Below are 14,597 nucleotides of genomic sequence, written 5' to 3' on the forward strand. Positions count from 1 at the left end.
CCCGCCTTGCAGATTAGGTCCGAGTGCCAGGAGTGGCTGTTCCCAGCGGCCTCCTGGCGCCGAGCATGCCTGTTCCAGCGTGGCAATTGTTGTACTCGTAGTACTGCTGGTCGCGTGAGACCACTGCAACCTCATGGCTGAGGCGAAGCCTAGCGCCCGCGTTTGCCTGCAGGAATGTCATGGCGGACCTAAAGATGGCGACGTGGGTGGGATGCGATTCCGCCCACCTCTCCATATCCTCCAGGCTATGCCAGAAGCTCAGACCGAAGCTCTGTTCAAGGACATTGCCGTTTCCATCGCTGCTCGTCATGTACCTGTTCGCGTAGCAACCGATCGATGCACCTTCCGTCGTCAGGAAGTCCATGCCTGCTTTCAGCTGGGGTTCCACATCGCTGAAATAGGACGCACGTTCTGCGTCGTCGCAAAGGCTCCAGTCTTGGCCGGAACGGATGACCGCCAGGTTGTCGTGCGGTTCAACCCGGACGATCCCCGGGTTCCGGGGGACGACTGGATCGCCCACAGGCTTGAGGGCGTCGGTTTGCGCAATCGGCAGGCGGTCGCGCATACTGCCCCAGTACCCGTGCTCCTGGATTTCCCCAGTGAATCCTCCTGTGGCCATTCGCGCGGCGCCTTCCGGGAAGGTATTGGAAGAATATAGGGTCTCAAACCCGCGTGCTTCCGGCGTGACTGCTTCGATCCAGCGGCCGTAGTCGGAGGGCTCCAGGCCAGCACCGATCAGTGCGTCACGGTGCTTCTTGAACCAGCGACCATAGGCGTCGACATCGTCCCAATAGGCAATGATGACCTGGTTATCGAAGCCTTGTTCGTCCGTGTGGACTGCATGCTCGCGGGACATCGGTCCGTCTTCGTTGGCACACAGCTCCCACATTCCAGCGGAAGCTACTTTCGCCTCGTGAGAGAGCGGCGCCCTGCTTTGGACGCCGAGGAAGGCGCAAACAAGATTGCTGACGCCTTCCGCGAATCGCACGGAGTAGGACGGATAGGGCGGCGTATAGCCAGCACCTGCCCGCTTCGGGCGCGTCCGTTTGACAGTGAAGTGTCTCGGGATCGAAGACTCAATAGCCGGGTCTTGCCGGCTTGGGTCAGGAGCCATCTAGAGTTCCGCCATGTCTGGAAGGGCTGGCTCCTCTACGTGGCGGAACTGTTCAGGACCGGGGGCGGAATCCGCTGGCGGGGCGGCGTCGATGACGGCCCGCCGAGGAACCTTGTTGAGGACCAGCTGGGTGACATCGGGGCGGGCGTAGTGGCCTGCGGGGTCGGAAATAGTCTTCGACGCTGAGATGAGACCCAGATCTATCTCAGCGTAGATGAGGCCTTCCTGGTTTTCCGGGAGGGATTCGTGGAGTTGCTGGCCGTCGGGTCCGAAGATGCGGGCATGTCCGCCGCCGGTTTTCAGGAGTGCCTTCTGCATGTCGGTGGTGCACATTTCGTCGACCATCTCCTGGGATACGGTGGCGCAAGGAGCCAGGACGAAGCATTGGCCTTCCACGGCATAGATCCGCGAGGCGGAACTGTTGACCTCAGGGCCGAGGGCGTAAGCGCCACCTTCATAAAGGGAAAAGCTTGGCCATGCGGCGACGTGGACCTGCTCGTTTTGGGCGTACATGGCGTACTTGGACAGTGGCTGCAGGTGCTCCCAGCAGCAGAGCCCCCCGACGCGGCCCAGCTTGGTGTCCCAGACGGCAAGGTCGCTTCCGTCGCCTTCGCCGAAGATGGTGCGCTCCACAAAGGTAGGCTTGAGCTTGCGGCGCTGGGAGATGGTCTGCCCTTCACTGTCGATGAACCATTGAGCGATGTAGAGGCTGCCGCCGTGGCGTTCGCTCAGGCCCATGCTGACCATGATGTTGTTTTCCTTGGCTGCCTTTGAGATCCGCTCAGCCTGGGGAGTGCCGTACTCGAGGGAATTATCGAAGTAGCGTTGGGTGTATGGCGGTAGCCACAGGGCAGGGGCGTCGAGCCAGGCGTACCATGGGTAACCCGGGAGCCAGGTCTCGGGGAACGCAATGATCTCCGCGCCGTTACGGGCCGCGTCCTCGATCAAGGCGATCGTTTTATCGATGGTCTTGTCCAAATTGAGGAATACCGGTGCTGCCTGAACTACGGCTGCCTTGAACTGGGGGTGGGTCATTGGGATCTCCTAAAGCATGTGATGCGAGTCATAAACTGAATGCATTTCAACGGTAAGTCTCAATTCCGAGGGATTCTTGATCGAGAATCGCAGGAACGTTGACTGCGAGTGTCACGTTGAATGCACCCCCGCTTCCCTTCTGAAATTGACCGCAGAGTGGGCGCAGGGCGACGGTAAGATGGGGCATGGCCAAGGTTGTGAGCACAGCGGCGGTGTCTCCCCGGAACAGTGTTTCGTTCTGGACGGAGGCCGTCTCTGATACTTTTGTTGTCCTCGACTGCAAGGCGGGTGACGGCCGCGAGTCCATAGACGGTGAAATAGCTGTCCAGACGCTGGCGTCGATTGATCTGGCCCGCGTTCGTGCCTCCGCGCAATCCGTCCACCGCACACCAGCCGCCATTGACGCTTCCTCCGACGACTACTATCTCGTGGGCATGCAAACCGAAGGCTCATGCTTGGTAACCCAGGATGGCCGCTCGGCAGCCCTCCACGACGGCGGATTCGCGCTCTATGACACCACCCGACGGTATTCACTGCTGCTGACCGACCACTTTGAGCAACTTGTGATCCGCCTTCCGAGAACCGCTTTGGAGCGATACTTGCCCGAAGCTGCCAGACTCACCGCGCTGGCAGTAAACGCGGATCCGGGGGCTGGACGTCTTCTGGTAAATACAGTGCAGTTCCTAGCGAACGATATTGACGTACTGTCTCCCGATGTTGCCTTATCGGTCTCCCAGGGCGTTGAGCATCTGATTGTTGCTGGCTTGGGCGGCCTCACCCGGGGCGTCCCGGACGCGCACCGAATCTCCCGGCGCAAGCTCGTGCAAACCCATATCCTCGAAAACCTGGGCGACGAGTCCCTCAGTATCAAATCCATCGCAAGCGACCTTCACCTATCTCCGAGCAGCATCCACCGCGCCTTCGCAGCGGACGGTGAGACAGTGATGGGCTGGGTCTGGCAGCAACGTCTAAAGAGGATCCGGGAGACCTTATTGACCGGAAGATATGAGGGCACACTGACGGACTTGTTTCTTACGTGGGGATTCTCGGACCCCTCGCACTTCAGCCGGGCCTTCCGCCAGCGGTACGGACACGCGCCCTCGCAATTGCTGCGGCCGCTAGCCGACGACGCCTGGGCAGACCGGCGGCGGGACCCCGATCAATGGCCCTGACCGGACTGCAGCCTGGGCTAGCGCGAAACCAGATGCTGGGAAAGCAGCGCGGCGGAGTCCCGCAGTTCAACACTTCCTTCGTCGACTCCGACCACGAGGCCGAAGCCCTCGTCAGTCGTGAAGTCATGACGGTAGCCGTTGATCCACAACAACAGAACCATGAGCGTCCAGGCGATACGCTTGTTACCGTCAATGAGCGGATGGAAGCGGGCCACCGACTCCAGCAATGCGGCCGCCTTCATCGCCAATTCCGGATAGGCCTCAGTGCCCATGACTGTTGTCGCTGGCCTGGCCAGTGCCGAGGCGAGCAGGCCGACGTCGCGGATGTGTAACCCGTACCGGTCGATTACCTGCAGTGCGTCCTCAATGTCGAGGTACGCGGTCACGCGTCCTCAAGGCGGGTCAGCAGCTCGGCGTCATGGCCCATAACGAAATCAAGGCCCGCACTAATCTCACGCCGGCGCGCGTGGCGCTGCAAGACAAGCTCGGCACCCTGCAAGAGCAACGCCGACTTGGACGTATGTTCCTCGGCTGCGAGCTCCTCGAGCCGGCGATCGAGGTCTTCCGGGACGCGGAGGTTCATTGCCAGGCCCTTATGGTACCAAAACGGTACAAACTATCAGCGGAGACGCCTCATCTACACTTCCCGCCCGTGATGCGAGAAAAGTAGCGCTTTCGACCAACCCGAACACCCATCTAGCACGATTCGATCGCGGCGTCTTCGAACGCTGCAATCGACTTCACCATGTGAACTACGTGCTAAGGGTCCCCTTTCGCGAAGTACGGACCCTGCTGCCCGGAATCCCTCCACTCGACCAAGCCACTTCGCAGGAACAGGCGCTTCGCATGAACGTCCTCATGGAGGCAGGCAAAGCCGACGGCAAACCATTCATCATTGCTTTCGACCTTGACCTGCCCAGATTCAGAGTTCCATTCGATAGTCACAAAAGATAAACGCAAGTAACGCCGATAACGGCGCACATGTCGAGCATGAAAACATCGAGTCTGCAATCGCATGTGGGTCATGCCTGCCCGGTTACATGGTAGGGGACGAACGTTGGCCACCAAGCGTCATCAGTGGTGCAGCTGCATGCGTTGGAGGACGGTGGCGGATATTTCTTCCACGGACATGGACGCGGAGTTGACGTAAGGGATGTTGTTGGCCCGGTACATGTCCTCGGCATTGCGCAGCTCGAAGGCGCACTGATTCAGTGAGGCGTAGTTGCTGCCCGGGCGGCGTTCCTGCCGGATCTGGCTGAGGCGAACGGGCTGGGAGGTCAGCCCGAAACATTTGCTCGCGAAGGGCAGCAAGGGTTTCGGGAGAGTCATGGTGTCGAAGTCTTCCTCCACCAGGGGGAAGTTCGCGGCGAGGATGCCGTGTTGCAGGGCCAGGTACATGGTGGTGGGAGTTTTCCCGCACCGCGACGGCGCGATGAGTATCAGCTCGGCGCGTTCGAGCGCCCGAAGCGACTGACCGTCGTCGTGCTCTATCGCGTATTCGACGGCGGCCATGCGGGATTGGTAGCGGACGGCGTCACCCACGCCGTGGGCCTGGCCGGGCTTGCCGTTGGCCTGCGCGCCAAGGGTCTGTTCGAGTTGTCCGATGTGCGTGCCGAACAAGTCGAAGAACTGCCCGCGGCTCCGGGAAAGGATGGCACGGATGTCCTGCCCCACAGCCGTGGAAAAGATGATCGGCAGGGAACCGCTGTCCGCGACCCGGTCGATCAGTGCCACCACCTCACGCGCTTGCTCGCTGGTGGTGATGAACGGGATGGTGCGCCGTTCCAGCCGCTGGCCGGGAAACTGGGTCAGCAGCGTGTTGCCGAGTGTTTCAGCCGTGATTCCGGTGCTGTCGGAAAGGAAGAACACCGTGGGGGCGGGCACGGAGCCCGCCCCCGCGGTGGTGTGGTTTGCCATTTAGGCGGTGGTGCTGGTGGTACGTGTGGTGCGGGCCAGGCGCAGCCAGGTCTCGGTTACGGCATCGGGGTTCAGCGAAATCGAACTGATGCCCTGTCCGAGCAGCCACTCGGCAAAGTCCGGGTGGTCGCTGGGGCCTTGGCCGCAGATTCCCACATAGCGGCCCTTGGCGCGACATGCGGTGATCGCCAATTCCAGCAATTTGGTCACTGCCGGATTCCGCTCATCGAAGCCCTCAGCAACCAGGGCGGAGTCACGATCCAGTCCCAGAGTGAGCTGGGTGAGGTCGTTGGAGCCGATGGAGAAACCATCGAAGTACTCCAGGAACTCATCGGCCAGGAGTGCGTTGGCCGGCAGTTCGCACATCATCACGATCTCCAGCCCATCCTCGCCCCGGCGGAGCCCATTGGCGGCGAGGAGTTCAATCACACCGCGAGCCTCGTCCAAGGTCCGGACGAACGGGACCATCAGCTTGATGTTGCTCAGGCCCATCTCGTTGCGGACGTACTTCAAGGCTTCGCACTCGAGTTCGAACGCTTGGCGGAAGGACGCCGACAGGTACCGGGACGCGCCACGGTACCCGATCATCGGGTTCTCCTCCTCCGGCTCGAAAGCCGGACCACCGATGAGGTTGGCGTACTCGTTGGACTTGAAGTCCGAGAGCCGGATGATGACCGGGTCCGGCGCAAACGCCGCCGCGATGGTGGCGATGCCTTCGGCCAGGCGGCGGACATAGTAATCGCGGGGACCATCGTAAGCGGCGGTCTTTTCCTGGATTTGCCGGACGGTGTAGTCATCCAAGGCAGCCGGGCGCTCAATTTCGCCTGCCACCGCCAGCAAGGCGTTGGGGTGGACGCCGATCTGTCGATTGATGATGAACTCCAGGCGGGCCAGGCCCACGCCATGGTTGGGGAGCCTGGAGAAACTGAACGCCTGTTCCGGGGTACCCACGTTCATCATGATCTTCACCGGAGCTTCCGGCATGGTCTCCACGCTGGTCTCGTGCAAGGAGTACTCGAGCAAACCCTCATAGACCAGACCGGCCTCCCCCTCAGCGCAGGACACCGTGACCGGGGCCCCGTCTTTGAGGATCTGGGACGCATACCCGGTACCGACGACGGCGGGGATACCCAGCTCCCGGGCAATGATCGCTGCGTGGCAGGTCCGTCCGCCACGGTCGGTGACAATAGCCGCGGCCTTCTTCATGATCGGTTCCCAGTCCGGATCCGTCATGTTCGCCACCAGGACATCACCCTCTTGGAAGGAGGCCATCTGATCGATCGAGGTCAGCACCCGAACCTGCCCGGCACCGATCCGCTGACCGATCGCCCGGCCTTCCACCAACACCGTGGAACGTTCCGTGAGCGTGTACCGGGACGTGGTCCCGGCGGCCTTACGGGACTCGACGGTTTCCGGACGAGCCTGAAGAATGTACAGCTCACCATCCACACCGTCCTTACCCCACTCAATATCCATCGGACGGCCATAGTGTGCCTCGATGGCTACAGCGTGCCGGGCGAGCTCCTGGACTTCGGCATCGGTCAGGCTGAAACGGCTCCGCAAATCCTGCGCCACAGGAACGAAGTCAACGGTCCGGCCAACTTCCTCCGAGTCCGTGTAGACCATCTGAACGGCCTTCTCCCCCAGTCCGCGCTTGAGCACGGCCGGACGACCGGCTGCCAGGGCCGGCTTGTAAACATAGAACTCGTCCGGGTTCACAGCACCCTGGACCACGGCCTCCCCCAGCCCATACGAGGACGTAATGAACACAGCGTCCGTGAAGCCGGTTTCGGTGTCCATGGTGAACATCACGCCAGAGGCGCCGACGTCGGAACGCACCATCCGCTGAATACCGGCCGACAGCGCCACTTCAGAATGCGTGAAGCCGTGATGCACCCGGTAGGCTATGGCCCGGTCGTTATACAGGGAAGCGAACACATCCTTGATGGCCAGGAGAATGTTGTCTATGCCACGGATGTTCAGGAACGTCTCCTGCTGACCGGCGAATGATGCATCCGGAAGGTCCTCAGCCGTGGCGCTGGAACGCACCGCCCACGACACATCCCCACCATGCTCCTGCGTAAGGCGCTCATAAGCGGTCCGGATGTCTCCTTCGAATCCGGCCGGGAACGGTGTTTCACGAATCAAGGTGCGAATTTCCTGGCCGACTTTGGCCAAAGCAGTGACGTCGCTGCTGTCCAGGCCTTCCAGGATGCCTTCGATCCGGGCATCCAACCCGGACTCCGCCAGAAAACGCCGGTAAGCGTCCGCCGTCGTCGCGAATCCGCCCGGAACTTTCACCCCGGCAGAGGCGAGATTCCGGACCATTTCGCCAAGCGATGCATTTTTGCCGCCAACCTGGTCAAGGTCGGACAAGCCAAGCTCCGAAAACCAAAGAACGTTAGTCATAAATTGTGTCCTCCATTGGGCACGCTCTGACAAGCGCTAAAAAACTAGGTCATGCAAGGATCAAGGCACCAGCTCAGTGGAAGCAAATAGATGTGACTCGCGCAACATACCCACGAAGTAACGAAAGGTCATCAAGCTCGTGGGCAGCGGATCAAACGTGACTCAGGAAACTCGTGCTCAGAGGCAGGGAGTCGGCACAGATGATTCGATGGTGTCCATCATCCGGAGTGTTGGCGAGCAACTCCCTCCAAGCCCGCCGCCTCCCAAAAGCGTGGCGCTCCAGTCAACTGATTGGACCTCCGCCCTACAACTTTCGAGGAGCGGAGGCCCAATCCAGGAGCATCACCGAATTGGCCTGAATGTAAGACACCCCGGACCTCCGGGAGTCTTAGGCGTCATGGTCTTCGGTTTAGTCCTTGCTGCTGAAGGCGGCGTCGAAGCTGGTTTGCGACGCCGGGAAGTCGAACTTCTTCAGCGCCGCGAGGGCTTCGGGGGCGCCGTGGAGGCGGTCCATGCCTGCGTCTTCCCATTCCACGCTGATGGGTCCGGTGTAGCCGATGGCAGTCAGGGCCCGGAAGGACGATTCCCAGGGCACGTCACCGCGTCCGGCGGAGACAAAGTCCCAGCCACGGCGCGGATCGCCCCAGGGCAGGTGCGAGCCCATCACGGTGTTCCGGCCGGTGGGGCGGAGCTTGGTGTCCTTGCAGTCCACGTGGTAAATCCGGTCCTTGAAGTCCCAGATGAAGGACACGGGGTCGATGCCCTGCCACATGAAGTGGGACGGGTCCCAGTTCAGGCCGAACGCTTCCCGGTGTCCGATCGCTTCGAGGGTCCGGACGGTGGTCCAGTAGTCGTAGGCGATCTCGGAGGGGTGGACTTCGTGGGCGAAGCGGACCCCGCATTCGTCGAAGACGTCCAGGATGGGGTTCCACCGGTCGGCGAAGTCCTGGTAGCCGGCCTCGATGACCTTTTCCGGGACGGGCGGGAACATCGCGACGTATTGCCAGATGGAGGAGCCGGTGAAGCCGACCACGGTGTCCACGCCCAGGGCGCGAGCCAGACGGGCGGTGTGTTTCATTTCTTCGGCGGCGCGTTTGCGGACGCCTTCGGGTTCCCCGTCGCCCCAGACGCGGGATCCGACGATTGCTTCGTGGCGGAAGTCGATGGGGTCATCGCAGACGGCTTGGCCCTTGAGGTGGTTGGAGATGGCCCAGACCTTCAGGTTGTACTTTTCCAGGATGGCGAGTTTGGATTCGACGTAGCCGGGTTCGTCCCAGCGCCAGACGTCCAGGTGGTCTCCGGAGACGGCGATTTCCAGGCCGTCGTAGCCCCAGCCCGAGGCAAGGCGCGCGACTTCCTCGAAGGGAAGGTCGGCCCACTGGCCGGTGAACAGGGTGAACGGCCGGGTCGGTTGATCGGGCATGATTCTATCCGTTCTGGTTGGATCGCTTACGCCGCGGCATATGCGATGACGTTTTCTTTGGTTGCTTGTGCCTTGTCCAGTGCGGCCACTACTCGGCCGGACCGCATGACCATCACTCTGTCGGAGAGCTCGAGCAACTCGGGGAGTTCGCTGGAAATCACGAGTACGGCTACGCCTCTGCGAGCCAGTTGTTCGATCAGACGGTGGATCTCGGCCTTCGCGCCGATGTCGATGCCCTTTGTTGGCTCGTCCAGGATGAGGACCTTGGGATTGCTGGCCAGACAGCGTGCGATGATGACCTTTTGCTGGTTGCCGCCGGACAGGGACTGTATCGGCGTTTCCGCAGAGGGGGTCCTGACATCAAGTTCTTTGATGTAGTCGCCAACCATCTTCTTTTCGTGGCCCCTCTTCAGCACGCCCCACTTGCTGATCTGTTTCAGGAGAGTCAGGGTGGTGTTTTCGCGGATGGACAGCATGGGGATGATGGCCTGCAGCTTTCGCTCCTCCGGGACGAGGGCAATGCCGGCGGCGATGCCGTCAGACGCACCATGGAGACGTAGTTTCCGGCCGTTGATCTCTACGGTTCCTGCGTCTGGTTTGTCTGCCCCGTAGATGCACCGGGCGACCTCTGTCCGGCCTGCGCCGACGAGTCCTGCCAGTCCAACGATTTCCCCTGCGTGCAGTCGAACATTCACGTCCTCAAACGCTCCCGCACGGCTTAGACCCCGCGCCTCAAGAACCAGTTCACCGCGTTCGCGGGGAATATGCTCGTAAAGGTCCACGTCCCGGCCCACCATCAACTGCACGACGGATCGGGCATCTAGCTCACCCGCGGGGACGGATGAGGCCACGGTCTTGCCTTCGCGGATGACGGTTATCCGGTCGGCCAGGGTGAAGACTTCCTCCAGTTTGTGCGAAACGTACATGATCGCCAAGCCCTTGCCCCGAAGCTCGTTGACGAGCTTGTACAGCTTCTCAACGTCCTGCTCGGTCAGGGCGGTGGTTGGCTCATCCATGATGATCACTCTCGCGTCCTGGGCTATGGCGCGCGCGATTTCCACCATCTGGCCGTCCACCGTTGAGAGCGCCATGGCAGGAGTGTCGAGGTTGAGGTGCGGTGCAACCTGGTCGAGTGCCTTCCTTGCCCGCTTGCGGATCTCGCGGCGAGAGAGGATGCCGTTGCGTCCACCCCAGTTTCCCAGCAGTACATTTTCGGCTACGGACAGGTCCGGGACCAGGTTGTGCTCCTGGTAGATGGTTGCAATCCCGGCGGCTTTGGAAGCCGCTGTACTGGAGGGCATGAGTTCGCCGTCCACGTACACGCCCCCTTCGTCGGGAGTGTAAAACCCGCTGAGCGTCTTAATCAGCGTCGATTTACCGGCTCCGTTCTCACCACAGACGCAGTGCACCTCTCCGGCATGAAGTTCGAAGTTCATGCCGGAGAGGGCGACGACGCCCGGAAACAGTTTTACGAGATTACGTGCTTCAACGATTGCTGGAGCACGTCCGGGCGTCTTAGTCACGGCAGTTCTCTCCTCAGGAAGGTGAGTCCATCTCTGGCCAGCGCGTCCATGGACGGTGCCACCGGCCGCCAGAGCGAAACAGCCTTGGCGATTTCCTCCACCGTGGGAAGGAACGATTCGACCACAATGGAACCTTGGTAATCGATCGTTTTCAACGCGTCAAAGGTCTCGGACCAAGGAACGTGTCCGCTGCCGGGCGTTCCGCGATCGTTTTCTGACACTTGGAAATGGAAGACCTTGTCACCGGCAGAGGTGATGGCCGCAGCGATGTTCTTCTCTTCGATGTTCATGTGGAACGTGTCCAGCATCAGGCCCACGTTGTCCCGGCCGATCAATTCGCAGAGTTCCAGTCCCTGCTCGACGGTGTTGACCAGGTCCGTTTCGAAGCGATTGAGCGGTTCTATGGCCAGGGTAACGCCTCGTGCGGAGGCGTAGTCGGCCACTTCCCGCAGACTGTCGGCTGCCCACTGGCGCTGCTGCCGACGTTCCTCGGGGGGAAGGAGCCGTGCTTTGCCGGTGGCGGAGTACATCGGGCCGGCCACGTGGGGGGATCCGACGGCTTGAGCGATGTCAACGCAGAGTTTCAGGTAGTCAATGCCCTGCCGCCGCTTCTGCGGGTCTTCGTGTGAGACGTCGCGATCGGGTCCGAATGCACCGCAGATGGACACGGGCAGTCCGGTCCGTTCCGAGGCCTTCTTCAGTGCTTCCGCACTGACTACGGCCGGGTCTTCAATGCAGACCTCGATCAGGTCGTAGCCCATCTCCTTGGCGACGTCGAACTGATCAACGTCCTGGTCTGTGAACGGGGAGACCAGGATGAAGGTGCTGACTCCGAATTGGTATTTACTCATTGGGCCACAGCTCCTGTTCCAGCTTCTTCATTTCGTTGATGGCCTTTTCGGTGTAGGGGTCCAGGAACTCCAGGTGGCCGCCACGGGCCATCATGGCGAAGGGATTCGACGCGGCGGGAAGAAGTTCGAAGGTCAGGTAGCCGTCGAAGTTGATGTCCTTCAGCGTCTGCAGTGTCGGACGGAAGTCGATGTGTCCTACACCGGGGGCTGCCCGGTTCGAGTCGGCCAGGTGGACGTGGTTGACCTTGCTGCCGGCGCGGGCGAAGGCACCGTGGATGGTGTCTTCTTCGATGTTCATGTGGAAGAGGTCTCCGTGCACGCCGGCATTTTTCAGACCGGTAGCGTCCAGGAGTTCAACGGCGCGGTCGAGCCGGTTCAGGAAATGCGTCTCGTAGCGGTTCCACGGTTCGAGGGTGATGTTGATGCCGACGCTGGCCGCGTATTCGCCAAGTGTGCGGACGTTCTCCACAGCCCATTCCCATTCCTGTTCATCGCTCGCCAGGGCTTCGGTCTTGCCCACCGGGGACGGCCCGACGATGATGGTCGGAGCTCCGACGGCGGCGGCGAAGTCAGCTACTGACTTGCCGTAGTCCAAGGCCTTCTGCCGGTTGGCGGCGCTGGGGTTGATCAGGTCGCGTTCCTCTCCAAACCAGATGCTGCAGATGGAACTGACGTCGATACCGGCGTCGCTGGTCAGTTTGTTGATCTCATCGACGTTGTGCGTTGCCGGTTCTCCGACCAGTTCGATGGCGTCGTAGCCATAACGGGCGACGCGGTCAATGCCTTTGGCGATGTCTTCCTGGTAGTAGACGATGGCGTTGTAGGAATACTTGAAGCGGGACATGTTTCTCCTTGATGGAATTGGTGTTGCTGCCTGGCCAAGCGGCGAGGCCTGGCCAAGCAGCCGAGGGGTGAGCTGCGCTAGTCCTTGAAGATGTTGCCCCAGAGAGTGGGGTCATCGACGTTCTCTTTGGTGATGAGCTTGGTGTCAGTCAGCTGCATCTTGGGCACCTGCTTGCCGTCAAGCAGGTCAACCTGGGCCTGAAGGGCCAGTGCGCCCATCTCAAACGGGTTCTGGTCCATCGTGGCGTCCTGGACACCATTGCGGATCCGGTCAAGGGCAAGGGGTGTGCCGTCTACTCCGACGAGCGGGATGTGGTTTGCGGCGCCCACCGGAGCGTCCTTGTTGATCTGTGAGAGGCCGGAGACTATTCCCCGCACCATTTCGTCGTTGTGGCTGAAAAGGCCATTGATACTGGAATCTGCGGTGAAGTTATCGACGGTCAGGGACAGCGCGTTGTCTGCAGTCCACTGTGCGTCACGGCCGATGACCTTGATGCCGGGGAACTGCTTGATGCCATCGTTGAACCCCTTGCCACGCAGAATCGCGTGGTAAGCACCCTTGGCTCCTTGGTACTCAAGGACGGTTCCCTTTTCTCCCATCAGTTTGGCCAAGGCTTCAGCGCCAAGCTTGCCGGCCTTTTCGTTGTCGAAGGCGACGGCAGCGTCGGCGATGTCACCCGGGATGACCGAGTCCACGGTGGTGACGGTCTTTCCGGCATCGTGGATCATCTGGACTCCGGGAACCAATTCAGCGGAGTTATTCGGGCTGAGGACAATGCCGTCCACACCCTGGGCGAGTTGGTCCTGGATTTGGCTGATCTGCGTGCTGGAATCGCCCTTGGCATCAAGGACTGTGACCTCCACGCCGAGTTCCTTCGCCTTATCCTTGACACCCTGCCCGAGGGCAACCATGAATTCAAAACTCTGGCTATAGAGCAGGACGGCGATCTTCTTAGTCTTCGTTCCGTCGTTGGCTTCCTGGGCGGCGCTGGGTGCGCAGCCGGTGAGGGCTATGGCTGCGGCGGAGACTGCCGCGAGGACCGCCAGTTTGGGTGAGGTCTTCATTGACTTACTCTTTCTGTTGGGTGCTAGGACATGCCGGCTGTGCCGGCTGTATGCGGGTGAGCTGTTAGGCCGAAGTTCCGGTGGTGTGCGCTGTGGCTGGCCCGGTAACCGGGCTGCCCGCCGTCGTCGGGTCTGTCGCCGCCGGCGGTCCGATCCTGCGTTTCCTTGACAGGTTCTTCTGGACGTACTTGTAGCGGTACACGTCCAGGGCGGCCGCAGCGAAGATGACGACGCCCTGGACAATGCGGTCGTAGGACGACGGGATTCCGAGAAGGTTTACGGCATTGGAGACCATCGCGATCAACAGCACGCCGAGCAGTGTGCCCTTGATGTTTCCTTGGCCACCGAAGAGGCTTGTTCCGCCGATGACCACGGCGGCAATGACGGTGAGTTCAATGCCGTCGCCGGCACGCGGGCTTCCGGAGGCCAGACGACCGGTGAGCAGAAGACCCGCCATTCCCGCCGAGAGGCCGGCGATAATGTAAGCGTTCATCGTGACTCGATCGACGCGGATGCCTGCAAGCAGGGCTGCTTCCTTGTTGCCGCCGACGGCGTAAATGGAACGTCCGTAGGTAGTTCGGGTCAGGACCAAGTGGGCCAGGAAAGCCAGCACCAGAACGGCCGGTATGAGCAAAGGAATTCCGGCGATCTTCGCGCTGACCATATCGGTGAGCACCTTCGGCACAGGCGTGATGTTGCCGCCGTCCGAGTAGGCGAAGGCGATTCCCGAGCCGGCGGAGAGTGTTGCCAGGGTCGCGATCAGCGGGGATATGCCCAGCTTCGTGACCATCAGTCCGTTGACCGCTCCGACTCCGGCGCCAACTACGAGGCCGGTCAGGAGTCCGATTGCCGGCGGCATATCCATGTTGACGATCACGCCCATGGACAGCACGGACGACAGGGCAGCCGTAGATCCTACCGAGACGTCGATGCCGCCGGTAAGGATCACGAAGGTCATGCCGATGGCGAACACACCGAGGATCGTGCACTGGTAGAGCAGGTTTACCAGGTTGACTGTGGTCAGGAATACCGGGCTCAGGAACGTCAGCAGTACACCGAAGAGCAAGACGACGACCAGCAGGCCCTGCGCACCGATGAAGTCGCCGACGCCGGAGAGCCGTGAACGGGACTCGTCGTGGGATTTTCCGGGGCCAGCCCTCCCGGAAACCGGACCGGCAGAGCCGGTGGCTGTTTGTGGCTGCATGTTTGTATCTCCAGTCAATTCGACACTTCCTCGGGTCGGAA

At 61.0% G+C, this 14,597-nt stretch carries 13 protein-coding genes; 1 reads left to right on the plus strand and 12 read right to left on the minus strand.

The window, feature by feature from the left end; all coding sequences use genetic code 11:
* Window positions 1-13 precede the first annotated feature (13 nt).
* Entirely contained in the window at window positions 14-1,114 is a 1,101-nt protein-coding gene (locus AC1RJY_RS03900; protein WP_498601441.1) for a phenylacetaldoxime dehydratase family protein, read from the minus strand.
* On the minus strand, window positions 1,115-2,149 hold the full coding sequence (locus tag AC1RJY_RS03905; RefSeq protein WP_014921707.1) for a carbon-nitrogen hydrolase family protein: 1,035 nt from the start codon (window positions 2,147-2,149) through the stop codon (window positions 1,115-1,117).
* 185 nt (window positions 2,150-2,334) lie between these two features.
* On the opposite strand from AC1RJY_RS03905, the gene AC1RJY_RS03910 reads away from it, so the two are divergent.
* The gene (locus AC1RJY_RS03910; RefSeq protein WP_498601442.1) at window positions 2,335-3,321 is read left to right on the plus strand and encodes an AraC-like ligand-binding domain-containing protein; all 987 of its coding nucleotides are present in this window, start codon (window positions 2,335-2,337) and stop codon (window positions 3,319-3,321) included.
* A gap of 17 nt (window positions 3,322-3,338) precedes the next feature.
* On the opposite strand, the gene AC1RJY_RS03915 is transcribed toward AC1RJY_RS03910, so the two are convergent.
* The 10 genes from AC1RJY_RS03915 to AC1RJY_RS03960 form a co-directional block, all read right to left on the minus strand.
* Window positions 3,339-3,707, minus strand: coding sequence for a type II toxin-antitoxin system death-on-curing family toxin (locus tag AC1RJY_RS03915; RefSeq protein ID WP_498601443.1), 369 nt, complete (start codon window positions 3,705-3,707; stop codon window positions 3,339-3,341).
* Window positions 3,704-3,904: a ribbon-helix-helix protein, CopG family gene (locus tag AC1RJY_RS03920; RefSeq protein WP_210066078.1), complete on the minus strand. Its 201-nt coding sequence runs from the start codon at window positions 3,902-3,904 to the stop codon at window positions 3,704-3,706. Before AC1RJY_RS03920 ends, AC1RJY_RS03915 begins: the two co-directional genes overlap by 4 nt.
* Before the next feature lie 491 nt (window positions 3,905-4,395).
* Window positions 4,396-5,238 carry a pyruvate, water dikinase regulatory protein gene (locus AC1RJY_RS03925; protein WP_498601444.1) on the minus strand — a complete coding sequence of 281 codons (843 nt, stop codon included), beginning with the start codon at window positions 5,236-5,238 and terminating at the stop codon, window positions 4,396-4,398.
* A complete protein-coding gene (gene ppsA, locus AC1RJY_RS03930; protein WP_014921703.1) occupies window positions 5,239-7,647 on the minus strand; it encodes a phosphoenolpyruvate synthase in 2,409 nt (802 codons plus the stop codon).
* A gap of 409 nt (window positions 7,648-8,056) precedes the next feature.
* The gene (locus tag AC1RJY_RS03935; RefSeq protein WP_498601445.1) at window positions 8,057-9,070 is read right to left on the minus strand and encodes a sugar phosphate isomerase/epimerase family protein; all 1,014 of its coding nucleotides are present in this window, start codon (window positions 9,068-9,070) and stop codon (window positions 8,057-8,059) included.
* Between the two features lie 26 nt (window positions 9,071-9,096).
* Window positions 9,097-10,593: a sugar ABC transporter ATP-binding protein gene (locus AC1RJY_RS03940; protein WP_498601446.1), complete on the minus strand. Its 1,497-nt coding sequence runs from the start codon at window positions 10,591-10,593 to the stop codon at window positions 9,097-9,099.
* The gene (locus AC1RJY_RS03945; RefSeq protein ID WP_014921701.1) at window positions 10,590-11,444 is read right to left on the minus strand and encodes a sugar phosphate isomerase/epimerase family protein; all 855 of its coding nucleotides are present in this window, start codon (window positions 11,442-11,444) and stop codon (window positions 10,590-10,592) included. The genes AC1RJY_RS03940 and AC1RJY_RS03945 overlap by 4 nt, the downstream gene beginning before the upstream one ends.
* On the minus strand, window positions 11,437-12,288 hold the full coding sequence (locus tag AC1RJY_RS03950) for a sugar phosphate isomerase/epimerase family protein (protein WP_014921700.1): 852 nt from the start codon (window positions 12,286-12,288) through the stop codon (window positions 11,437-11,439). The genes AC1RJY_RS03945 and AC1RJY_RS03950 overlap by 8 nt, the downstream gene beginning before the upstream one ends.
* A gap of 77 nt (window positions 12,289-12,365) precedes the next feature.
* Complete coding sequence (locus tag AC1RJY_RS03955; protein ID WP_011774582.1) at window positions 12,366-13,352, minus strand: sugar ABC transporter substrate-binding protein; 987 nt, start codon at window positions 13,350-13,352, stop codon at window positions 12,366-12,368.
* Window positions 13,353-13,416: 64 nt separating this feature from the next.
* Window positions 13,417-14,556, minus strand: a complete 1,140-nt coding sequence (locus AC1RJY_RS03960) for an ABC transporter permease (RefSeq protein ID WP_014921699.1) — start codon at window positions 14,554-14,556, stop codon at window positions 13,417-13,419.
* Between the last annotated feature and the right edge of the window lie 41 nt (window positions 14,557-14,597).

The organism is Arthrobacter sp. GW822-FHT05G07 (assembly GCF_058799755.1).